The sequence below is a fragment of the Litchfieldia stipae genome (assembly GCF_014837155.1).
Taxonomy (GTDB): domain Bacteria; phylum Bacillota; class Bacilli; order Bacillales; family Bacillaceae_L; genus Litchfieldia.
In genome coordinates this window covers 138,223-160,552 of record NZ_JACYHA010000005.1, presented here as the reverse complement: position 1 = coordinate 160,552, position 22,330 = coordinate 138,223, and the positions used below count along the sequence as shown (strand labels likewise).

The following is a 22,330-nucleotide window of genomic DNA, read 5'->3' as shown; positions in this document are numbered from 1 at the left end:
GGAATGCCCACTTGTTTCACGAAAGACTATCATGAAACATACAATCTAATGTGTTATTTATTTTTATACTTTTTTTTGTATAAGTATTGAAAAAATTAAAAAAAGTTGCTAAAGTATACGTATTGATAATGAATAAATATTAAACAAGACGAATGAATATACTGACTGGGGGATTTAAACAAATGAATAAAAAAGTGATTCTAGCCTATTCTGGTGGATTAGATACGAGTGTGGCAATTAAATGGTTACAAGCACAAGGATATGCAGTTGTTGCGTGCTGCTTGGATGTTGGTGAAGGAAAGGATTTAGAATTCGTTAAATCAAAGGCATTAACAGTTGGGGCAGTCTCATCTTATGTAATTGATGCAAAAGATGAGTTTGCGAATGATTATGCATTGTATGCATTGAAAGCACATGCATTATATGAAGGCAAATATCCATTAGTTTCTGCACTATCTCGTCCTCTAATCGCTAAGAAGCTTGTAGAAATAGCTGAAAAAGAAGGAGCGGTAGCCGTTGCACACGGATGTACGGGCAAAGGAAACGACCAGGTTCGCTTTGAAGTATCTATTAACGCCTTAAATCCTAACCTAGAAGTGATTGCTCCTGTACGTGAGTGGAAATGGTCTCGTGAGGAAGAAATCGATTATGCGAAAAAGCATGATATTCCAATTCCAATTAACTTGGATAGCCCATTTTCAATTGACCAAAATCTTTGGGGGAGAAGTAATGAATGTGGAGTTCTAGAAGATCCATGGGTTGCTCCACCTGAAGAAGCGTATGATCTTACTGCTCCACTTGATAAAACACCTGATACTCCTGAAATCGTAGAAATTGGTTTTGAAAAAGGGGTTCCAACAACGTTAAACGGTAAGTCTTATAAACTAGCAGACTTAATTCTTGAATTGAATTATGTAGCAGGAAAGCATGGAGTCGGACGTATCGACCATGTTGAAAACCGTTTAGTTGGGATTAAATCACGTGAAGTCTATGAATGTCCTGGTGCAATGACATTATTAAAGGCCCACAAAGAATTAGAGGATATTACTCTAGTAAAAGAAGTCGCTCACTTCAAACCAGTCATCGGTCAGAAGTTAACGGAGCTTATCTATAACGGATTATGGTTCTCACCACTGAAAGATGCATTAGTTGCATTCCTTGATGAAACACAAAAAACAGTAACAGGGATCGTCCGTGTCAAATTGTTTAAAGGTCATGCAATTGTAGAAGGACGTAAATCTGATTACTCTCTATATGATGAAAAATTAGCTACTTATACATCAGATGATGAGTTTGACCACAATGCAGCTGTTGGATTTATTTCTCTATGGGGATTACCAACAAAGGTTAATAGCATTGTAAATAACAAGAAGGTGAACGTGTGAAGAAATTATGGGGAGGTCGATTTGAGAAGAGCGCCGAAGAATGGGTTGATGAGTTTGGTGCCTCGATCTCTTTTGACCAAGAATTAGTTAAAGAAGATATTGAAGGTAGTATCGCACATGTAACCATGCTTGGTAAATGTGACATCTTAACAGCTGACGAAGTAGAAGACATAAAGAATGGATTAACCATTTTATTAGAAAAAGCAAATAATCATGAGCTACAGTTTTCTGTGGCTCAAGAAGATATCCATTTAAATATTGAGAAAATGCTTATTGATGAGATCGGTCCTGTTGGTGGGAAACTTCATACTGGACGAAGCCGTAATGATCAAGTAGCCACTGATATGCATTTGTATTTACGAAATCAAGTGAAAGAAATCATTGGGTTAATCAACGAGCTACAAGATGCAATTGTCAATCAAGCCGAGCAGAATGTTGAAACAATTGTACCAGGCTATACGCATATGCAACGAGCACAACCAATTTCTTTTGCACATCATTTACTTGCTTATTATTCAATGTTAGAGCGTGATGCAGATCGTCTTAACGATTCCATTAAGCGTATCAATCTTTCACCTCTAGGTGCTGGGGCATTAGCTGGAACAACATTTAATATTGATCGACATTATAGTGCAGAATTACTTGGTTTTGATGGAATCTATGAAAATAGCATTGATGCAGTTAGTGATCGTGATTTCATTGTTGAATTTCTAAGTAATTGTTCCCTTGTGATGATGCATTTATCACGTTTTTGTGAGGAATTAATTCTTTGGTCCAGCCAAGAATTTCAGTTTGTTGAAATTGATGATGCTTTCGCAACGGGAAGTAGTATTATGCCACAGAAGAAAAATCCTGACATGGCGGAACTAATCCGTGGAAAAACTGGACGGGTTTATGGTAATTTGTTTGGCTTATTAACGGTTCTAAAGGGTACTCCTTTAGCTTATAACAAGGATATGCAAGAGGACAAAGAAGGCATGTTTGACACTGTTCAAACTGTGAAGGGGTCACTTAAAATCTTTGTTGGGATGATTTCTACGTTAAAAGTAAAATCAGAAGTAATGGCTGAGGCTGTTAAGAAGGATTTCTCTAATGCAACTGAACTGGCTGATTACTTAGCGGCTAAGGGACTTCCTTTCCGAGATGCCCATGAAGTTGTTGGGAAATTAGTACTAACTTGTATTCAACGGGGAATCTATTTACTTGATTTACCGCTAGAGGATTACAAGGGAGCATCAGACTTATTTACTGAAGATATTTATGAAGTATTACAGCCGATTAATGCCGTAAGTCGACGAAATAGTGCAGGTGGAACAGGGTTTGAACAAGTCCGAAAAGCTATAGCAAAAATTAAAGAAAAGAACTAAACAAAAGGGAATGTTGGTTAAGTGAAATTCACTTAATCACATTCCCTTTTTTTCTATATAGAATCTTTATTAGTACGAACAACGAGGACATCACATTTTGCATAACGAGTAATATGTTCTGATACACTTCCAATAAAGAATCTTTCTACTGCATTAAGACCTGTTGCTCCGCAAATAATAAGATCAACATGATGTTTTGGGGCAATTTCTTTGGCAATTTTGACTTTTGGTGAACCATAGGAGATAGTAGTGAAGACTTCTTTCACTCCAGCTTGTTCTGCATGTAATTTGTATTCACTCATTAGCTGCTCGGCATACTTTTCTGCTTTTTCAGCAACGGTACGATCATATGCCTCCACTGTGGCAAATGTTCGAGTATCGATAACATGAGTGATAATGAGCGCAGCGTTATTTCGCTTGCAGATTTCAAGTGATTTTTTGAATGCCCAACTAGCCTCTTGTGAACCATCAATTGCTACCAGAATACGTTTATAGGTTAAACTCACTTTAAACGCCCCCCACAATAGATATAATGTTACACTTTAATTATATCACTCTATTGAGTTTGGAAATGAGGAATCCATGAATTTCTCGTGAACAAATGGGAGGAAATGGATTTGTGGACATGTTTCTTTTAGAAAAAATAGTTTAACATAGCTTTAATTGGTGATATAGTTTAACGTGATATTGCTTAATGAAAACATCTTGATACATAAAAGTGCGGAATTTAAGGAGGGTGTAATGTCATGCGTATTGGAGTACCGAAAGAGATAAAGAACAATGAAAACCGTGTAGCGATGACACCAGCTGGAGTTGTAAATTTAGTGCGATTTGGACATGACGTATTTATTGAAACAAGTGCTGGAGAAGGCTCTGGATTTTCAGATAAACAATATATCGAAGCGGGTGCAAAAATCGTTGCTACAGCTGATGAGGCTTGGTCAATGGAAATGGTCATGAAGGTGAAAGAGCCGCTTCCATCAGAGTATGTTTATTTCAGAGAAGATTTGATTCTTTTTACATATCTACATTTAGCACCAGAACCTGAGTTAACAGAGGCGCTTACAAAGCATAAGGTTGTAGGGATTGCTTATGAAACCGTTCAGTTAGCAAATGGCCAGCTTCCTTTATTAACTCCAATGAGTGAAGTTGCAGGTCGAATGGCAGCACAATTAGGCGCACAATTTTTAGAGAAGCCTAAAGGTGGTAAAGGAATTCTATTATCAGGTGTGCCAGGTGTTAGACGTGGTAAGGTAACAATTATTGGTGGAGGTGTTGCTGGTACAAATGCTGCCAAAATGGCTATAGGTCTTGGTGCACAAGTAACGATAATTGATTTAAGCCCTGAACGACTTCGTCAGTTAGATGATATATTCGGTAATGATATCACGACTCTGATGTCAAATCCTCTTAATATCGGACAGGCAATAAAAGAGTCAGATTTAGTTATCGGAGCTGTTCTAATCCCAGGCGCAAAAGCACCAAAGCTTGTGAGTGAGGAAATGATTAAATCAATGTCATCAGGCTCAGTTGTGGTTGATATTGCCATTGATCAAGGTGGTATCTTTGAAACAACAGACCGAATTACAACACATGATAACCCAACTTATGTTAAGCATGATGTTGTTCATTATGCAGTGGCAAACATGCCAGGTGCAGTTCCAAGAACTTCAACAATTGCCTTAACAAATGTAACTGTTCCTTATGCAATTCAGATTGCAAATAAAGGTTATAAACAGGCATGTATTGAAAATGAAGCACTACGTAAAGGTATAAATACATTAAATGGTTTTGTTACTTATGAAGCTGTTGCACAAGCACATGGATTAACATATTCTAATACAAAAGATTTATTAGGTATTTCATAAATGGTAAAAGCCCCTGTTTGGGGCTTTTATCCCCTTCAATTTCCTGGCTGCGTTCGTTTTTCTTCATTTAAACATCTTTCAATTGACTATATTTTACTGATGGATATGATGTGCGTTAAACATACTATGGAATAGAATTAACCGCTAGTATTAAATTATCTTTCTCGAAAGAAGAGAGGAAGAAAGTGAGGAGTAAATTTTTGAATGAAAAGATCATGAATATATTAGAAGATATTCAAGATGATAAATTAAAAATTAGAATCGATAACACAACATATATGACAAATATTAAGTCTTTATTTTCAGATGTAGATACCATTGTGGATGAAAAGGAAATGGAGATGATTCTAGAGTCCCTTTATATCATTCAGTCAAGAAATGGACAAGTAAAGCCGTACATAGAAAGTCTTGCATTCGGACTTCTCTCCAAAAAGCACTATTAAAAACGAGAGTAGAAAAATGATTAGCATTTCTCTACTCTCGTTTTTTAGTTATCTCTTTATAATCTGTAATTCCTTTGGGAACTTTGTAAGGAGCTCAGCACCAGTTTCAGTTATGATGAGATCGTCTTCGATTCTAACGCCACCCACTCCATCAAGATAGATTCCTGGTTCGATCGTATATGCCATACCTACTTGGAGCTCCATCTTGTTAGTACTGTTTAAGGAAGGGAACTCATGCACATCAATGCCAAGTCCATGGCCTACTCGATGGGTGAAATAATCTCCATATCCAGCTTCAGTGATAATAGATCGAGCAGCAGTATCAATATCACCAATCTTTGCGCCAGGTCGACTAGCAGCCACAGCGTTAAGTTGAGCTTTCAGTACTGTTTGATAGATTTCTTCCTGCTTCTCATTAATACTACCAAAAGCAACCGTTCTAGTAATATCTGAACAATATCCATCTAATACGACGCCTAGGTCAAATAAGACTAATTGACCGGGAGTGATTTCAGCCAAACCTGGTTTTCCATGGGGACTAGCAGTTTTTAGCCCAGTTAGTACCATCGTATCGAAGGACATTTGACGTATACCTTTTTTCTTTAATTCGAATTCAATTGCTCCTAACACATCCAACTCTGTTTTTCCTTTAGCGAGTGCATTAACCCCCACTTCAACTCCATAGTCGGCAAGCTTTGCAGCTTCTCTTAGGATTTCTGCTTCTTTTTCATCCTTAATCATTCGTAATGTATGTAACTTTTCCTCGGCAGATATAAAAGTAGCATGACTGAATAATGACACAAGATTCTCATATCGTTCAATATTCATATGTTCTTTCTCGATAGCAACCGTTGATACATTAAGATTTCTCTTTGTCAGAGCCTGTTTAATTAGATCCCAAGGTTGATCTGTATCACTAAAACCAACGATTTCATATTCCCAACCACTTGCCTTTGCTTGTGAGATTTCCATTGCAGGACACACTAGAAATGGTTCTTTATCTTGAAATACAAACAATGCTAAGAGTCGCTCATGAGGTTCGGTATAGAACCCAGTTAGGTAAAATACATTTGGAGTTGACGTAAGCATACAAAATGAAATGTCTTTTTCTTTTAACCAATCTGTGGTCTTTTCTAAACGATGATTCATTTGCTCCACACCCTTTCCTTGTAATGTTAGATTAGCAAGTACAGGAAAAAAAGTAAACTTTATCTTCTTATGTTTGGACATTTTTTTAATAGGAAAGGATGAGGACAAAGGAATCTTTCCATACATATCGAAATAGTAATTAATAAAAAAGTGAGGAGTGGTTATTGAATGAAGGTTTCATATCATGGACATTCAGTAGTGAAAATACATACAACAGGAAAGACGATTATTATTGATCCATTTATTACAGGAAACGGAAAAACAGATCTGAAGGCTGAAGATGAAAAAGTCGATGTGATTCTATTGTCACACGGTCATAATGATCATGTTGGTGATACAGTCTCACTTGCTAAACAGAATGATGCACTCGTTGTTGCTCCTTTTGAACTTGCTACTTACTTAAGTTGGCAAGGTGTTAGGGTTCATCCAATGCATATTGGGGGATCACATACGTTTGATTTCGGAACCGTAAAGTTAACACAAGCATTTCATGGTTCTAGCTATACAGTTGAGGAAACGAAGGAAATCATCTATACAGGAATGCCAGCGGGGATCCTTTTCAAAGCTGATGGAAAAACCATCTATCATGCTGGAGATACTGCCCTTTTCTCAGATATGAAAGTCATTGGAGAACGAAATCAAATAGATTTGGCATTTCTCCCAATTGGGGATAATTTCACAATGGGGCCAGAGGATGCAAGTGTTGCAGCTTCATGGATTGGGGCGAAAATGGTTATTCCAATGCATTACAATACGTTCCCAGTAATCTCTCAAGATCCAAATTCCTTTGTTCGTCTATTGGCAGAGGGCGTGGGCAAGGTTCTTCAGGCTGGAGAGTCAGTGGAGCTATAAGTGACAAGTTCTAAAGAAGGATTCTTCTAGAAATGTATGTTTTCATGGTTGGGTGCATAGAATGAACCAAGCTATCTATCTAGGAGGAATATTGATGAAGAACAGACTGATTCTTTGTTTATTAATTTGCGGATTACTACTCTATTATGGCATCCCTAATTTATCGATTGAAGCGCCAGGGTTACAAGGTATATTTTCAATGGCTTGGCTTGGATTTGCATTGATTGTAGTCGGTGGGAATTTAGTCGGATTATTATATAGTCCGAAAAAAAGAAAGCAAGTTGTTGGAACAAGAAAAGACATGTCACAAAAAGGTCGCAGAATCAGACAGTATCAATAGAATAGTGAGGAACCTTTGATTGAATATAGCCACACTCACCTATATAATAGTAACTATATCAAAAGGAGCATTTACAAATGGTCTATGAAATAGATTGACTAGAGGGTGACGCAGTTGGCAACAAAGCATGAACAAATCTTACAGTACATTGATGAACTTCCAGTTGGTGAAAAAATATCGGTTCGGCAAATTGCTAAGGATATGGCCGTCAGTGAAGGAACTGCTTACCGAGCGATTAAGGAAGCTGAAAATAAAGGCTATGTCAGTACGATTGAACGTGTTGGGACAATCCGTATTGAAAGAAAAAAGAAAGAAAACTTTGAGAAGCTGACATTTGCAGAGGTTGTCAATATTGTTGATGGCCAAGTACTTGGTGGCAGAACTGGCCTTCATAAAACATTGAATAAGTTTGTCATTGGTGCAATGAAAATCGACGCGATGATGAGATATACCGGAGCTGGGAACCTATTAATCGTAGGGAATCGGACGAAAGCACATGAATATGCGTTAAATACAGGGGCAGCGGTGTTGATTACAGGCGGCTTTGATACAGATGAGCAAGTGAAAAAGTTAGCTAATGAAGTAGAACTACCAATTATTTCAACTAGTTATGACACATTCACAGTGGCGACGATGATTAATCGTGCCATCTATGATCAGTTAATTAAAAAGGAAATTGTGTTGGTTGAAGATATTTTAACATCGATTGATCAAACGATTTTTCTCAAAAATACTGATACTGTAGGCCATTGGCATCAATATAACCAAGAGACAGGTCATGGTCGTTTCCCAGTCGTTGATTCTCAAATGAAAGTAGTAGGGATCATTACCTCTAAGGATGTAATGGGACGAGACCCATCTTTTCCTGTTGAAAAGCTGATGACGAAGCAACCAATGACCGTTAATGAAAAGACCTCTGTTGCCTCTGCATCTCATATGATGGTGTGGGAAGGGATAGAAGTATTACCTGTTGTTAACCAAAATAATAAGTTGCAAGGAATTATTAGTCGTCAAGATGTCTTAAAAGCTCTTCAAATGATTGGTCGCCAGCCACAGGTTGGGGAAACGATTGAGGATATCATTACAAGCCAGTTTGAAGATTCGACTTCTGATGTTAAAGGTGAAATCGTCTACAGATGTGGGGTTACACCACAAATGACCAATTATTTAGGGACTATTTCGTATGGAGTCTTTACAACGATTGTGACTGAAGCTGCTAACCGAGTTCTCCGTTCGTATAAAAAAGGGGATCTTGTTGTTGAGAATATCACCATTTATTTTATTAAACCAGTTCAAATTGATAGTATAATTGAAATTAAGCCAAAGGTTTTAGAAGTGGGAAGAAAGTTTGGTAAAGTGGATGTTGAGGTTTTTAATGAAGGAGTTGTCGTTGGTAAGGCGATGATGATGGTTCAATTAATTGACCGTTAAAAAAAGGGATGCTCCTGCATCCCTTTTAAAAAATCTTATTGTTTTGCAGATTCCTCGATGACTAACGGTAAGAAATATCGATATGCACGAACACCAGCCCAAATGCTTCCTACTCCAACGAGTAATAATACAGCAGCTACGATAAAGGAGACTGTTGATTGGTGAAGATATACAGCGTTAATAGCGAACAAGGCTACAAATATTCCTAATGCAATACTTGATTTTGATGAAAGCCATTGTCTTTCAATGGGACGTTTACTTCGAAAATACTTTGTTTTATAAAATAGATAAAAAGCGAATGTGATCACGATTAGAACTACAAGTATAGGCATGTATTGATAAGTCCTCCATTTACGATTTTTCTACATCTATTTTACTGATAAATCATGAAATAATCTAGGGGGAAATTGTTTTGGCGAATTTAATAGCTATATGTTTGCTTACAGTATAAGGAGATGCTTTTAAAATGAAAGAACAAATTATAAATACGATTAAAGAATACGATACAATTATTATCCATCGACATGTGCGTCCAGACCCAGATGCATATGGCTCTCAATGTGGACTGGCAGAACTACTAAAAGCCTCCTTTCCAGATAAAACGATCTATGTTGTTGGTAAAAGTGAACCTTCTTTAGAATTTCTATATAAGCTGGATACCATTTCTGATGAAACATATAATGGTGCATTAGCGATAATTTGTGATACAGCAAATCAAGAAAGAATCTGTGATGACCGTTATAAGCTGGCTGATAAAATGATAAAAATCGACCATCATCCAAATGAAGATCCTTATGGAGACCTTGTATGGGTAGATACAAGCTCAAGTTCTACAAGTGAGTTAATCTATGAGTTATATTTACATGGGAAGTCAGCTGGACTTAGATTAACAAAAGAAGCAGCAAGACTTATTTATGCTGGAATTATTGGAGATACCGGAAGATTCCTCTTTCCAAGTACAAATCCAAGGACATTTACATATGCTGGTGAGCTAGTAAGCTATGGCTTTTCGTTCTCTGATATTTACGAGAATCTATATAACACGAAGGAAAGTGTATCAAGATTAAGTGGTTATGTGCTGCAACATTTTGAAGTAACAACAGAAGGCGTTGCATTTATGAAGATTTCAAAAGAAATTCTAAAACAATATCATGTCAATGCCTCTGATGCCTCACAATTGGTGAGAATACTAGGCAATATTGAAGGAATCAAGGCTTGGGTATTCTTTGTTGAAGAAGAAGACCAGATTAGAGTGAGACTTCGCTCAAAAGGGCCAACGATCAATCAAATTGCACAAAAATATGGTGGAGGAGGACATCCATTAGCAGCAGGTGCCTCAATCTACTCGTGGGATGAGGTAGACCCATTAGTCGAGGATTTAAAAGAGCTTTGCCAAAAATAAAAGACCATTAGGAAGTGTCGTTGTACAATGGAGCAAAAAAATATGCTCATTATCTAACGGCACTTTTTTAATAGTCTTTACTTTTACTGATTAAATTTGTCAGGAATAAACCAGGATCCAACCTCGGTAACATCTTCATAGACATGCAGATTAAGTGCTTGGATTTCCTTCTTTAGGAGAGTAGCAACTTCTTGTGATTCAGCATACGCAGAATACCCATTCTTAAGACGGTCGACTTTTTCTTTCACAAGCTTTTTCCGCTGGATAATGTGCATCTAACATTCCCCCATGAAAATCTCTTTTTTTCTTTATTGTAACTACTTCCATGGGTAAATGCCAGTATATTCAGAACTTTTCAATAAATATTCATATTTGCTTAATTGGCTAAAGTGATTTTTAATGAAAGCTCAAGCGTCGTATCAAAGTAAACTGCATATAGTTGTAATTTATAGATTTTATCATCGATTTCATATGGTTTATTTTCGATTGCTTTACGTAGAAGCTCTTTGTTTTTCGTTAAGCTTTCAATGTCCATCGCAATTAGGTGGTTAAGTTCCTTTAAGACATCATCTGTGATTTTATGAATTTGTAATGGAGCTAAATTAAATTTCTCAGCATCAACAAGCTGAACTTTGAAATCTTGAATCTTTAGTTTACTCTTGTTTTCTTCATTCAGTTTCGAGTTATTTTCCATTAATGTTTCTAAATTTTGTTCTAGATTCGTGATCCGATCCTGTTGCTTTGTGATAATTTTTACTTGCTTTTCTTGAAAGACACCATATTGAAATATAAATACAAACCAACTTATTAAGGCACCAATGACGATTCCTCCAAAAAAACGTTGCCAGCTTGCTCTTTGATAAAATGGTGGGATTCTCATTATGAAATATGCTCCTGTGTAAGCCAGACAATAATGGTCCAGCCAGATTGTGCACCGCCCATTGCGGAAATAATTAAAAGAAATTGCTTAAATAAATCTTTCGTCTGTCCATTCAAAAGACCCCGTTCAAAACTGTTAAATGCATCAAAGGTTCCTCCAATTGCAGCAACCAATGCCCATATTTTTAATTTATTTGCCATTCGAAAGATCTCAGTCAATGGAGGTTCACCAGAGATAAAGGCCCCGATTCCACCGATGAGACAACCACCTAATAACACACCTAACGCAATAAAGTAACTATGAATAAATGCTGGAAAAAAAGCTTCTTTTATTTCCAAGCGTAATCATCCTTTCTACTCACAACCATGAGATACTTCATGTATATGGACAAACTTCACTAAGTATGAATTCAATGTCAGAGATTCTTTATTTGTCTGTACATTTTTTAAAGACTATAATATAAAAAAAGAAAGTTCGTTCGGGAGGAGGGAAAACACATGTCCTATGTACATCTTCAGGTAAATAGCGGGTATAGTTTGCTTTCTAGTTCAGTGAGGATAGAAGAATTGGTGAAAAAAGCGAATGAATTCGGATATAGAGCTCTCGCTATTACAGATGATAATGTCATGTACGGAGCTGTTCACTTCTATAAAGAATGCAAAAAGTTTGGAATTAAGCCAATCATTGGTTTAACCGTTTCAGTATTAATAGATGATGAATTAAATCAAGCTTCTCCACTTATTTTATTAGCTAAGAATGAGGAAGGTTATCGTAATCTATTAAAAATAAGTAGCATTGTTCAAACAAAGTCCAAAAATGGGATACCAAAGAAGTGGCTCAAACATTATAGTAAGGGACTTATTGGCATCACCCCTGGTATCGATGGTGAAATTGAACAATTTTTAATGAGAAACTTACTTGAAGAAGCTACCGCCTCCATCAATTTTTATCGAAAATGTTTTGAGGTTGGAGATTTTTATTTATCATTACAAAAACTTGGGCTGAAAGAAGAGACTGAATTACATTTTCACCTAAAAGAACTTAGTAGGCGAACACAAATTCCACTTGTAGCTACTAATGATGTTCAATATTTAGCGAAAGATGACGTGCTCGCATTTGAATGCTTAGTTAATATTCGAAATGGCACAAAGCTATCAGAGGATGACCGTTTTCAACTTAGTAGTCATGAATATTATTTTAAGTCCAAACAAGAAATGATAGAGCTATTCTCAGATTCCCCTAGTCTGCTTCAACATTCCATTGATATTGCTGAAAAGTGTCAAGTCGAAATTGAGCTTGGAAAAATGGCTCTGCCCAAATATTCAGTCCCTAATCAAGAGTCGGCGGATGATTATTTAGCAAGGGTTTGTATGAAGGGGCTCAAGGAGAGATATATAGAACCAAGTGAAGAATATTATGAACGATTGACCTATGAACTTGAAGTAATCATGAAAATGCGATTTAGTGATTATTTTTTAATTGTTTGGGACTTTATGAAATATGCACATGAACAAGGCATCTTAACAGGACCAGGACGTGGATCTGCTGCTGGCTCACTTGTTGCATATGTACTGAAAATTACAGATGTAGATCCTATTAAACATTCGTTATTATTTGAACGTTTCTTAAATCCTGAAAGAATATCAATGCCAGATATTGATATCGATTTTCCAGATAATCGTCGTGATGAGCTTATTGAGTATGTAGCAAGTAAATATGGACAACTACATGTGGCTCAAATTATCACATTCGGAACCTTATCAGCTCGAGCTGTGCTACGTGATGTTGGGAGAGTTATGGGAATACCTAGTAAAGAGGCAGACTTTATCGCAAAGCAGGTCCCATCTAGACTCGGAATCACATTAAGTCAAGCTAGAACAGAATCAAAGGGACTGCAAGAGTATCTAAGAAAATCAGAAATGGGTAATAAGATTTTTGAAATAGCGCTAAAGCTAGAAGGATTACCACGACATACGTCAACACATGCTGCGGGTGTGGTCATAAGTGAACAACCACTTACAGAGTTAATTCCTATCCAAGAAGGTCATCAAGACGTATACTTAACCCAATTTTCAATGGAGATTCTTGAGGAGATTGGCTTGTTAAAAATGGACTTTCTCGGATTACGGAACCTAACCTTAATCGATCAAATCATTACACTAATAAAGAAAAATACTGGACAAACTGTTGACCTTACAACCATTCCGACTAATGATTCTAACACGTTTTCGCTCCTAAGTAGTGGAGATACAACTGGAATCTTCCAGCTAGAATCAAGTGGAATGAGAAATGTATTAGAACGGTTAAGACCAACTGAGTTAGAAGATATTGTGGCAGTTAACGCATTGTATCGACCTGGTCCAATGGAGAATATACCACTGTATATTGCAAGGAAGCACAGAAAAGAACAGGTCATGTATCCCCATGCTGATCTTGAACCTATCTTAAAGCAAACTTATGGAGTGATTGTGTATCAGGAGCAAATTATGCAGATTGCTTCAAAAATGGCGGGCTTCTCATTAGGTGAAGCGGATTTATTAAGAAGAGCGGTAAGTAAAAAGAAAAAGGAAGTCTTAGATCAAGAACGTGTTCATTTTGTAAAAGGCTGTATCAGTCGGGGCTATGATCAGCAAGTAGCAGAGGCAATCTATGATTTAATTGTTCGATTTGCAAACTATGGATTTAATCGAAGCCATGCTGTTGCTTATAGTATGATTGCTTATCAATTAGCCTATTTAAAAGCAAATTATCGAACCTATTTTACAGCTGCCTTGTTGACTAGTGCTGTTGGAAATGAAGAAAAATTAGCACAATATATTAGAGAATCAAAACAAATAGGCATAAAAATTTTATCTCCATCTATTAATAAGAGTACATACCCTTTTTTAGTAGAAAGGAATGGTATTCGATTTAGTCTATCTGCAGTGAAGAGTGTTGGAGTGGCCGCTTTACGTGAAATCTTAGAGGAGCGAAAAAAGAAGCCATTTCGTGATTTATTTGATTTCTGTATCCGTGTTTCTGCACGGAATGTAAATCGACGGGTATTAGAATCTCTTATTTGTTCAGGAGCTTTTGATGAGTTTGGTGAGAACCGCGCAACAATGCTTGCCACAATTGATGTTGCCATCGAACATGCAGAATTAGTACATCCAAAAGGTAATGATCAATTTGGTTTATTTGATGATGAGGATGAATTCATGATTAAGCCTAAATACGTGGAGGTCTCTCCTTTTTCTCAAGAGGAAACCCTGAAATTAGAAAAAGAGGCGCTCGGATTTTACTTATCAAGTCATCCTGTGAGTACAGTCCTAAGTAAATTAAATAGTCAGGTTTCAGTCCAAATTGCTGATCTTTCTGGTGTAAATCCTACAAATCAAAAGAGGCTACTATGTGTGTTACTTACGGCTGAAAGGACGATTCGTACGAAAAAAGGTGAGGTCATGGCCTTTCTAACGATGAGTGATGAGACTGGCGACATGGATGCTGTGGTTTTTCCGACTGTCTACAAGCGTTTCTCTCATGATTTGAAAAAAGGTGAGATTCTCTTTCTTGAAGGAACAGTCGAACAACGTGAGAGTCGATTGCAATTTATTGTGAAGGCTGTTAAAACATTCGAAGAAGTAGAAGGAATTAGTAAAAGTAAATTAAATACCAAACTATTTCTCAAGATTGAAGGAAAGCACCAACAAGATGATGTGTTAAATCAATTGAAGGAAATCTTAAAACAACACAATGGGACGACAGAAGTAGTCATCTATTATGAAAATAATCAAAAAACCATCGCACTTCAACGCGAATTCTGGGTCTCCACCCAATCAAACGCTATTGAACAACTTAAAGACCTCTTAGGAGAGAAAAATGTTGTACTAAAATAAAGTGAAATACGAGCAGCCTGAATACATGTAGACCCTTGTGGGAGAAGAGTATTCAGGCTACTAGTCTATAACCTGAGTAGGTGATGAGGACATCTAATTTGATAAAATACGATGTACATCAGGAAAAAATATGTTAATATTGTAAGAGTCAACGTGGTCAGACCACTGGGATTTCACTTAAATAAACGATAAATAAGAATAAAACTGTTCATAAAAAGTGTGTTGTTTTGATAGTCTCTAGCAGCCTGAATACACGTAGACTCCAGTGGGATTGGTGAGCAAAGTGAGACCCCACAGGAGCTTGCGACGAGGAGGCTCACCGGTCGCCCCACAGGACGCGGAGTGGTAAACAATAATCTATATGAAAACAGTCTAAGAAAAAATCGGATTGATCATTTTGGGGAGTGAGCTTAATGACTTTACGTGAAGAAGCCTTGCATATGCACCAATTACACAAAGGAAAGCTTGAAACAAAATCAAAGGTTCAAGTGAAAAATGCAAAGGACTTAAGCCTAGCATATTCACCTGGTGTAGCAGAGCCTTGCAAAGATATTTATGATGACAAAAGTAAAGTATACGATTATACAATGAAGGGCAATATGGTTGCTGTCGTATCTGACGGAACAGCAGTATTAGGGCTTGGAAATATTGGGCCAGAAGCTGCGTTACCTGTGATGGAAGGAAAGGCTGTCCTATTTAAAAGCTTTGCAGGAGTTGATGCCTTCCCAATCTGTCTAAACACAACAGATGTCGAGAAAATAATTGAGACCGTTAAATTATTAGAGCCAACATTTGGTGGAGTGAATCTTGAAGACATCGCAGCACCAAATTGCTTCGTTATAGAAGAAAGACTAAAAAAAGAAACCAATATTCCTATTTTCCATGATGATCAGCATGGGACAGCCATTGTAACTGTTGCTGGATTAGTAAATGCTCTTAAGTTGGTTGAAAAATCAATGTCAGAGATTAAGGTTGTTGCAAATGGAGCTGGCGCAGCTGGAATTGCCATTATTAAATTGTTATACCATTACGGGGTAAGGGACATTGTAATGTGTGATTCAAAGGGGGCGATCTTTGAAGGTCGTTCATACGGGATGAACACAGTAAAAGCAGAGGTTGCTGAATATACGAACCGTAACAAGATTGAAGGTAGTCTTGCAGATGTTATTAAAGGAACAGACGTATTTATTGGTGTTTCGGTCGAAGGTGCATTAACGAGTGAAATGGTGAAATCTATGAATGAGGATCCGATTATTTTTGCCATGGCTAACCCGAATCCAGAAATCATGCCTGAAGAAGCGAAAAAAGCTGGAGCAAAAGTCGTTGGTACAGGTCGCTCAGATTTTCCTAACCAAGTAAATAACGTACTAGCTTTTCCAGGAATATTTAGAGGTGCACTTGACGTCCGTGCAACTCATATAAATGAACAAATGAAAATGGCAGCAGTAGAGGCCATTGCATCTTTGATTTCTGAAGACCAATTATCAGCTGAATACGTGATTCCAGCACCATTTGATCCAAGAGTGGCACCGATTGTGGCTGCTTCGGTTGCACGAGCTGCAATGGAGACAGGTGTTGCAAGAATTACAGTCAATCCAGATGATATATTAGAAAAAACGAAAAAGTTAGCTATTATTGGACAAGGTGAGTGATTTTTACTAGTGACATCATCAAAGCTCTATATTGAAATTGTGAAAAAACTGCAGCACATTATTGAAGAAGACGGTTTGGTTGCAGGGGATAAAATTCCCTCAGAAAGAGAATTGTCAGATCGATTAAGTGTAGGTAGGTCCTCTGTTCGTGAGGCGTTAAGAGCATTAGAACTACTTGGATTAATTGAAACAAGGCGTGGTGAAGGGACATTCATCAAGGATTTTGGTGAAAACCAATTAGTTCAAATATTAGGGACATTTATTCTGCAAGGCATTAAAAAGAAAAGTGACCTATTAGAAACGAAATATCTTATTGAGCGTCAATGTATCCAGTTGGCATGCGATAGAATTAATGCTCAACAGTTAGAAGAGCTTGAGTTGAAAAATGGACAGGAAGGCATCACGTTTTCCCAACTTTTTAAAGTGATTGTTGAGGCTACGGATAACTTTCTCATGTTAAGAATATGGCAGGTTATCAATGATTATTATTTAACATCGACCACAACCAGCCAAGAGGATTTTGATTTTTCAGAAATAATAAAAGGTCTCAAAGAACGTAATGTCGAAAGAGTATTGAACGAATATAATAGACTTTTCTCTGTTTGAGACGAACCATCAAATAATTTGTATTAAACTGGACTATAATGTTGATAGAACTTTTATGGTAACACAAGGAAAGAAAGTGAGGCGGTTTCTGCTTGTTAAAGGATCTTTTTGTAAAAAAGAAAAAGTATGCAGCAATCCCATCAGAGCATGCAAAGCAAGATGTCCCAGAAGGAATCATGACAAAATGCTCGAACTGTAAAAAAATCATGTATACTAAAGAGTTAGTTAAAAATTTAAAAGTTTGTATGAATTGTGATCATCATCACCCGATGACTGCATATGAGAGACTAACAAGCTTACTAGATGAAGACACTTTCGTAGAATATGATAAAGAAATGGTATCAGAAAACCCATTGGATTTTCCCGGTTATATTGAAAAGCTTGAACAGGACCGTCGTAAAACGAAAATGAATGAAGCCATTGTAACTGGTGAAGGTGAAATTAATGGTAATAGAATCGTCATTGCTGTAATGGATTCAAGTTTCAGAATGGGGAGCATGGGTTCAGTTGTAGGTGAAAAAATTACTAGAGCGATTGAAAAAGCAAAAGAATTAAAGGTTCCATTTCTTATTTTCACAGCAAGTGGTGGAGCGAGAATGCAAGAGGGAGTGCTAAGCCTTATGCAAATGGCAAAAACAAGCTCTGCATTAAAGCTATTTAGCGATGAGCAAGGACTGATTATTTCAATCATGACTCATCCAACCACTGGTGGAGTTTCAGCTAGTTTTGCTTCTCTTGGTGATTATAATTTTGCTGAACCTCGTGCTTTAATAGGTTTTGCAGGAAGACGAATTATTGAGCAAACGATTCGAGAAGAGTTACCTGAAGACTTTCAAACGGCAGAATTCTTGCTAAAGCATGGACAGCTTGATGGGGTTATTCACCGTCATAATATGAAAGAAACACTTGGTAATATACTAGACTTACATCAAGTGGGAGGTGATTTCAAGTGATTGGTGAACTAGAATTTGAGAAGCCTGTGAAAGAACTAAGAAATAAAATCAATGAATTAAAAGAATTTACAAAAACATCTGATGTCGATTTAACAAATGAAATAGATAAGCTTGAAGCTAGACTAGAAAAGCTCGAGTACGAAATATATAATAATATGCAGCCTTGGGACCGTGTGCAGCTTGCAAGGCATCCTGAACGTCCGACGACCCTTGATTATATTGGGGAATTATTCACACAATTTATCGAGGTTCATGGCGATCGTTATTTTGGTGATGATGAAGCGATTGTAGGAGGAATTGCTAGATATCATGGCATTCCCGTTACAGTAATTGGTCATCAACGGGGTAAGGATACAAAGGAAAACATTCGCAGAAATTTTGGAATGCCGCATCCAGAAGGATACAGAAAAGCACTTAGATTAATGAAGCAGGCGGAAAAGTTTAATCGTCCAATCATTTGCTTCATTGATACAAAAGGAGCGTATCCTGGGAAGGCTGCTGAAGAACGTGGTCAAAGTGAGGCTATTGCAAAAAACTTATTTGAAATGGCTGGTTTAACTGTTCCTGTTGTTTGTATCGTAATCGGTGAAGGTGGTAGTGGGGGAGCACTCGCTCTTGGAGTAGGAAATTATATTCACATGCTTGAAAACTCCACTTATTCAGTAATTTCTCCAGAAGGAGCGGCATCTATTCTATGGAAGGATGCAGGTCTTGCGAAGAAAGCCGCTGAAACAATGAAAATTACTGCACCTGATTTGAAAGCACTTGGAGTCATTGATGAAATTATTCCCGAAGTAAAGGGTGGAGCACATCGAAGTATTAAGGAACAAGCTGTTGCAATGGATGCTGTCCTTAAGGAATCTTTAGGTGAATTACTTAAGCTTTCAAAAGAAGAGTTAGTTTTCAGTCGATATGAAAAATTCAAAAAAATAGGTCAATATCAAAAAATAGACGATTTTGTTGGAATTCAGTGATGATAACGTGTATCCTAGTAAGGGTGCACGTTTTCGCATGTGTAAAAAGCCATGTGATCTATTTAGCATCGTTAAATCAAGTGGTCTATTCATACCATATACATAACTTAGAATTATTCACATAATCTCTATTGTTTTCAATATTCCTTCATGGTATGTTAAAAATATTGTAGAACAATGGTATGAAGAATAATTATTTGTAAAAGATGTATTTAACTTCTGCTAATTGTAACTATATATAATGAGGTGAAAAAATGAAAAAAATTGGTGTATTAACTAGTGGTGGAGATTCTCCAGGTATGAACGCAGCCGTACGTGCGGTAGTTAGAAAGGCAATTTTTCATGATATCGAAGTATACGGTATCTATCAAGGATATTCTGGACTCATGTCAGGGCAAATCCAAAAGCTTGAATTAGGCTCTGTTGGAGATATTATTCATCGAGGTGGAACTAAGCTATATACAGCTAGAAGTGAAGAATTTAAAACTCTAGAAGGTCAGAAAAAAGGAATCGAGCAATTAAATAAGCTTGGTATCGAAGGTCTTGTTGTAATCGGCGGAGACGGTTCATATCGTGGTGCACAAAAATTAACTGAGCATGGCTTCCCATGTGTAGGTGTTCCGGGCACTATTGATAATGATATCCCAGGAACTGATTTCACAATTGGATTTGATACAGCATTAAATACTGTTATTGATGCCATTGACAAAATTCGTGATACAGCTACTTCTCATGAACGTACATACGTAATTGAAGTGATGGGAAGACATGCTGGTGATATTGCTCTTTGGTCTGGATTAGCAGGTGGAGCTGAAACGATTCTGATTCCAGAAGCTGATTATGATATGGATGATATTCTACAACGTTTAAAACGAGGACATGAACGTGGTAAGAAGCACAGCATTATTATCGTTGCTGAAGGTGTAGGTAGTGGTGTTGAATTTGGTAAGAAAATTGAAGAAGCAACTCAACTTGAAACTAGAGTAAGTGTGTTAGGGCATATTCAACGTGGTGGCTCTCCAACTGCTTTTGACCGTGTATTGGCTAGTAGATTAGGTGCAAGAGCTGTAGAATTACTGCTTGAAGGCAAAGGTGGCCGTGCAGTCGGAATTGAAAAGAATGAATTAGTGGATCATGACATTCTAGAAGTGTTAGATCGTCCACATTCAATTGATCAAAACATGTACCGACTTTCTCAAGAACTATCCATATAATCAGTGTGGTATCGGTCTCATTCGTTCTTTTGAGAGGTAATCCCTCTCAAAAGAACCTTGAGATTTAAAATAGGTGTTTCAAAATTTATATATAATAAGGTGTAGCAGCAATAGGAGGATATTAGAATGCGTAAAACAAAAATCGTTTGTACAATTGGACCGGCAAGTGAAAGTGTAGAAAAGTTAACACAACTAATTGAAGCGGGTATGAATGTGGCTCGTTTAAATTTCTCTCATGGTGATTTTGAAGAGCATGGAGCTCGAATCGTGAACATTCGAGAAGCATCGAAGATAACAGGAAAAACTGTAGCAATTTTACTTGATACTAAAGGTCCTGAAATTCGTACAAACACAATGGAGAACGGTGCAATCGAGCTTAAAGAAGGCTCAAATGTAATCGTTTCTATGGAAGAGGTTGTTGGAACTACTGAAAAGTTCTCAATTACATACTCTGGCTTAATGGATGATGTAACAACAGGTTCTAGAATTTTATTAGATGACGGCTTAATTGGTTTAGAGGTAATTGAGGTAAACAAAGAGAAAAATGAAATTTTAACAAAAGTTCTTAACAGTGGAACACTTAAAAACAAAAAAGGTGTGAATGTTCCGGGAGTAAAAGTAAATCTTCCTGGTATTACTGAAAAGGATGCAAAGGATATTGTTTTCGGTATCGAACAAGGTGTAGATTTCATTGCTGCTTCATTCGTACGTCGTGCATCTGATGTACTAGAAATTCGTGAACTATTAGAGGAGCATAATGCTACTGATATTCAGATTATCCCTAAGATTGAGAACCAAGAGGGTGTGGATAACATCAGCGAAATCTTAGAAGTATCTGATGGCTTAATGGTTGCTCGTGGTGATTTAGGGGTAGAAATTCCTGCTGAAGAAGTACCACTTGTACAAAAGGAACTAATTAAACAATGTAATGCTGCAGGTAAGCCAGTAATTACAGCTACTCAAATGCTTGACTCTATGCAACGTAACCCACGTCCAACACGTGCAGAGGCAAGTGATGTAGCAAATGCTATTTTTGATGGTACAGACGCAATCATGCTTTCTGGTGAAACTGCTGCTGGTATTTATCCAGTTGAAGCAGTTCAAACTATGCATAATATTGCATCAAGAGCTGAACAAGCACTTGTACATCGTGACATCCTTTCAAAGAGAAGCAAGCAATCTGGGACTACAATTACAGATGCGATTGGTCAATCTGTAGCACATACTGCACATAACCTTGATGTTGCTGCAATCTTAGCTTCAACTGCAAGTGGATATACTGCAAAAATGATCTCTAAATATCGACCAAAGGCACCAATTATCGCAGTAACTGCAAATGATTCTACTGCTAGAAAATTGTCGCTTGTATGGGGTGTATATTCAAGAGTTGGGAAAATGTGTAAATCAACAGATGAAATGCTTGACGTTGCTGTAGAACAAGGTCTAAACTCTGGTATTATCAATCATGGTGACCTAGTTGTGATTACTGCTGGAGTTCCTGCAGGTGAAGTAGGTACAACAAACTTAATTAAAGTTCATGTTGTTGGGGACATCATTGTAAAAGGTCAAGGAATTGGTCAGAAATCAGCATACGGAAAAGCAGTTGTTGCTGAAACTGGTGAAGGTGCAAATGCAAGAATGCAAGATGGAGCTATTCTTGTAACTAAAGGTACAGATCGTGACATGATTGGAGCAATGGAAAAGGCAGTAGCTCTAATCACTGAAGAAGGTGGATTAACAAGTCATGCGGCTGTTGTTGGTTTAAGCTTAGGCATACCTGTTATTGTTGGTGTTCAAAATGCTACATCAATTATAAAAGATGGACAAGATATTACTGTTGATTCATCAAGAGGAATTGTCTATCAAGGACATGCAAGCGTACTATAAGTTCAATTGAACTTTTCAAACGGGAGAAGGAGCTCATCCTTCTCTTTTTGTT

The 22,330-nt window shown here is 37.2% G+C and carries 21 protein-coding genes; 15 read left to right on the top strand and 6 right to left on the bottom strand.

All coding sequences use genetic code 11. From position 1 onward, the window contains the following. Window positions 1-182: 182 nt before the first annotated feature. Window positions 183-1,385, top strand: a complete 1,203-nt coding sequence (locus tag F7888_RS08280) for an argininosuccinate synthase (protein WP_191778706.1) — start codon at window positions 183-185, stop codon at window positions 1,383-1,385. After that, entirely contained in the window at window positions 1,382-2,752 is a 1,371-nt protein-coding gene (gene argH / locus F7888_RS08275) for an argininosuccinate lyase (protein ID WP_191778705.1), read from the top strand. The genes F7888_RS08280 and argH overlap by 4 nt, the downstream gene beginning before the upstream one ends. A gap of 53 nt (window positions 2,753-2,805) precedes the next feature. On the opposite strand, the gene F7888_RS08270 is transcribed toward argH, so the two are convergent. Then, the gene (locus F7888_RS08270) at window positions 2,806-3,258 is read right to left on the bottom strand and encodes a universal stress protein (RefSeq protein WP_191778704.1); all 453 of its coding nucleotides are present in this window, start codon (window positions 3,256-3,258) and stop codon (window positions 2,806-2,808) included. Window positions 3,259-3,498: 240 nt separating this feature from the next. Here F7888_RS08270 and ald point away from each other — a divergent pair, with 240 nt between their 5' ends. Further along, window positions 3,499-4,620, top strand: a complete 1,122-nt coding sequence (gene ald / locus F7888_RS08265) for an alanine dehydrogenase (RefSeq protein WP_191778703.1) — start codon at window positions 3,499-3,501, stop codon at window positions 4,618-4,620. 200 nt (window positions 4,621-4,820) lie between these two features. Continuing rightward, on the top strand, window positions 4,821-5,063 hold the full coding sequence (locus F7888_RS08260) for a hypothetical protein (RefSeq protein ID WP_191778702.1): 243 nt from the start codon (window positions 4,821-4,823) through the stop codon (window positions 5,061-5,063). 48 nt (window positions 5,064-5,111) lie between these two features. Here the strand turns inward: F7888_RS08260 and F7888_RS08255 are convergent, their stop codons facing one another. After that, a complete protein-coding gene (locus F7888_RS08255; protein ID WP_191778701.1) occupies window positions 5,112-6,212 on the bottom strand; it encodes a M24 family metallopeptidase in 1,101 nt (366 codons plus the stop codon). A gap of 168 nt (window positions 6,213-6,380) precedes the next feature. Here F7888_RS08255 and F7888_RS08250 point away from each other — a divergent pair, with 168 nt between their 5' ends. The 3 genes from F7888_RS08250 to F7888_RS08240 all read left to right on the top strand — a co-directional run bounded on the left by F7888_RS08250 (window position 6,381) and on the right by F7888_RS08240 (window position 8,835). Continuing rightward, entirely contained in the window at window positions 6,381-7,064 is a 684-nt protein-coding gene (locus F7888_RS08250) for a metal-dependent hydrolase (RefSeq protein ID WP_191778700.1), read from the top strand. Window positions 7,065-7,158: 94 nt separating this feature from the next. Then, a complete protein-coding gene (locus F7888_RS08245) occupies window positions 7,159-7,404 on the top strand; it encodes a YtxH domain-containing protein (RefSeq protein WP_318246250.1) in 246 nt (81 codons plus the stop codon). A gap of 114 nt (window positions 7,405-7,518) precedes the next feature. After that, on the top strand, window positions 7,519-8,835 hold the full coding sequence (locus F7888_RS08240) for a CBS domain-containing protein (RefSeq protein ID WP_191778698.1): 1,317 nt from the start codon (window positions 7,519-7,521) through the stop codon (window positions 8,833-8,835). A 35-nt stretch (window positions 8,836-8,870) separates the two neighbouring features. Here the strand turns inward: F7888_RS08240 and F7888_RS08235 are convergent, their stop codons facing one another. Then, complete coding sequence (locus tag F7888_RS08235; RefSeq protein WP_191778697.1) at window positions 8,871-9,167, bottom strand: YtpI family protein; 297 nt, start codon at window positions 9,165-9,167, stop codon at window positions 8,871-8,873. A 134-nt stretch (window positions 9,168-9,301) separates the two neighbouring features. Between F7888_RS08235 and F7888_RS08230 the strand changes: the two genes are divergently transcribed. Continuing rightward, a complete protein-coding gene (locus F7888_RS08230) occupies window positions 9,302-10,237 on the top strand; it encodes a DHH family phosphoesterase (protein WP_191778696.1) in 936 nt (311 codons plus the stop codon). 83 nt (window positions 10,238-10,320) lie between these two features. Here the strand turns inward: F7888_RS08230 and F7888_RS08225 are convergent, their stop codons facing one another. From F7888_RS08225 to ytrH, 3 genes are all read right to left on the bottom strand, one after another. Continuing rightward, window positions 10,321-10,512, bottom strand: coding sequence for a hypothetical protein (locus tag F7888_RS08225; protein ID WP_191778695.1), 192 nt, complete (start codon window positions 10,510-10,512; stop codon window positions 10,321-10,323). A gap of 101 nt (window positions 10,513-10,613) precedes the next feature. After that, window positions 10,614-11,117 (bottom strand): sporulation membrane protein YtrI, encoded by a 504-nt coding sequence (ytrI, locus tag F7888_RS08220; RefSeq protein WP_191778694.1) that lies wholly within the window; start codon window positions 11,115-11,117, stop codon window positions 10,614-10,616. After that, complete coding sequence (ytrH, locus tag F7888_RS08215) at window positions 11,117-11,455, bottom strand: sporulation membrane protein YtrH (protein ID WP_191778693.1); 339 nt, start codon at window positions 11,453-11,455, stop codon at window positions 11,117-11,119. Before ytrH ends, ytrI begins: the two co-directional genes overlap by 1 nt. Window positions 11,456-11,614: 159 nt before the next feature. On the opposite strand from ytrH, the gene dnaE reads away from it, so the two are divergent. The 7 genes from dnaE to pyk all read left to right on the top strand — a co-directional run bounded on the left by dnaE (window position 11,615) and on the right by pyk (window position 22,278). Further along, window positions 11,615-14,992, top strand: a complete 3,378-nt coding sequence (dnaE, locus tag F7888_RS08210; protein WP_191778692.1) for a DNA polymerase III subunit alpha — start codon at window positions 11,615-11,617, stop codon at window positions 14,990-14,992. 413 nt (window positions 14,993-15,405) lie between these two features. Beyond that, window positions 15,406-16,644 (top strand): NADP-dependent malic enzyme, encoded by a 1,239-nt coding sequence (gene ystJ, locus F7888_RS08205; protein WP_191778691.1) that lies wholly within the window; start codon window positions 15,406-15,408, stop codon window positions 16,642-16,644. A gap of 9 nt (window positions 16,645-16,653) precedes the next feature. Continuing rightward, window positions 16,654-17,250, top strand: coding sequence for a FadR/GntR family transcriptional regulator (locus F7888_RS08200; protein WP_191778690.1), 597 nt, complete (start codon window positions 16,654-16,656; stop codon window positions 17,248-17,250). Between the two features lie 92 nt (window positions 17,251-17,342). Beyond that, window positions 17,343-18,203, top strand: coding sequence for an acetyl-CoA carboxylase, carboxyltransferase subunit beta (gene accD / locus F7888_RS08195; RefSeq protein ID WP_191778689.1), 861 nt, complete (start codon window positions 17,343-17,345; stop codon window positions 18,201-18,203). Further along, window positions 18,200-19,177 (top strand): acetyl-CoA carboxylase carboxyl transferase subunit alpha, encoded by a 978-nt coding sequence (accA, locus tag F7888_RS08190; RefSeq protein ID WP_191778688.1) that lies wholly within the window; start codon window positions 18,200-18,202, stop codon window positions 19,175-19,177. Before accD ends, accA begins: the two co-directional genes overlap by 4 nt. A 254-nt stretch (window positions 19,178-19,431) precedes the next feature. Next, complete coding sequence (pfkA, locus tag F7888_RS08185) at window positions 19,432-20,391, top strand: 6-phosphofructokinase (protein WP_191778687.1); 960 nt, start codon at window positions 19,432-19,434, stop codon at window positions 20,389-20,391. A gap of 126 nt (window positions 20,392-20,517) precedes the next feature. Continuing rightward, entirely contained in the window at window positions 20,518-22,278 is a 1,761-nt protein-coding gene (gene pyk, locus F7888_RS08180) for a pyruvate kinase (protein ID WP_191778686.1), read from the top strand. The last annotated feature ends 52 nt before the right edge of the window (window positions 22,279-22,330 follow it).

What these genes read in the sequence shown, in the direction of transcription:
- dnaE (WP_191778692.1), top strand. Translation starts at nt 11,615, where the DNA reads ATGTCCTATGTACATCTTCAGGTAAATAGCGGGTATAGTTTGCTTTCT.
- pfkA (WP_191778687.1), top strand. Translation starts at nt 19,432, where the DNA reads ATGAAAAAAATTGGTGTATTAACTAGTGGTGGAGATTCTCCAGGTATG.
- ald (WP_191778703.1), top strand. Translation starts at nt 3,499, where the DNA reads ATGCGTATTGGAGTACCGAAAGAGATAAAGAACAATGAAAACCGTGTA.
- ystJ (WP_191778691.1), top strand. Translation starts at nt 15,406, where the DNA reads ATGACTTTACGTGAAGAAGCCTTGCATATGCACCAATTACACAAAGGA.
- F7888_RS08225 (WP_191778695.1), bottom strand. Translation starts at nt 10,512, where the DNA reads ATGCACATTATCCAGCGGAAAAAGCTTGTGAAAGAAAAAGTCGACCGT.
- F7888_RS08235 (WP_191778697.1), bottom strand. Translation starts at nt 9,167, where the DNA reads ATGCCTATACTTGTAGTTCTAATCGTGATCACATTCGCTTTTTATCTA.
- F7888_RS08245 (WP_318246250.1), top strand. Translation starts at nt 7,159, where the DNA reads ATGAAGAACAGACTGATTCTTTGTTTATTAATTTGCGGATTACTACTC.
- pyk (WP_191778686.1), top strand. Translation starts at nt 20,518, where the DNA reads ATGCGTAAAACAAAAATCGTTTGTACAATTGGACCGGCAAGTGAAAGT.
- F7888_RS08255 (WP_191778701.1), bottom strand. Translation starts at nt 6,212, where the DNA reads ATGAATCATCGTTTAGAAAAGACCACAGATTGGTTAAAAGAAAAAGAC.
- F7888_RS08230 (WP_191778696.1), top strand. Translation starts at nt 9,302, where the DNA reads ATGAAAGAACAAATTATAAATACGATTAAAGAATACGATACAATTATT.
- ytrI (WP_191778694.1), bottom strand. Translation starts at nt 11,117, where the DNA reads ATGAGAATCCCACCATTTTATCAAAGAGCAAGCTGGCAACGTTTTTTT.
- F7888_RS08250 (WP_191778700.1), top strand. Translation starts at nt 6,381, where the DNA reads ATGAAGGTTTCATATCATGGACATTCAGTAGTGAAAATACATACAACA.
- F7888_RS08280 (WP_191778706.1), top strand. Translation starts at nt 183, where the DNA reads ATGAATAAAAAAGTGATTCTAGCCTATTCTGGTGGATTAGATACGAGT.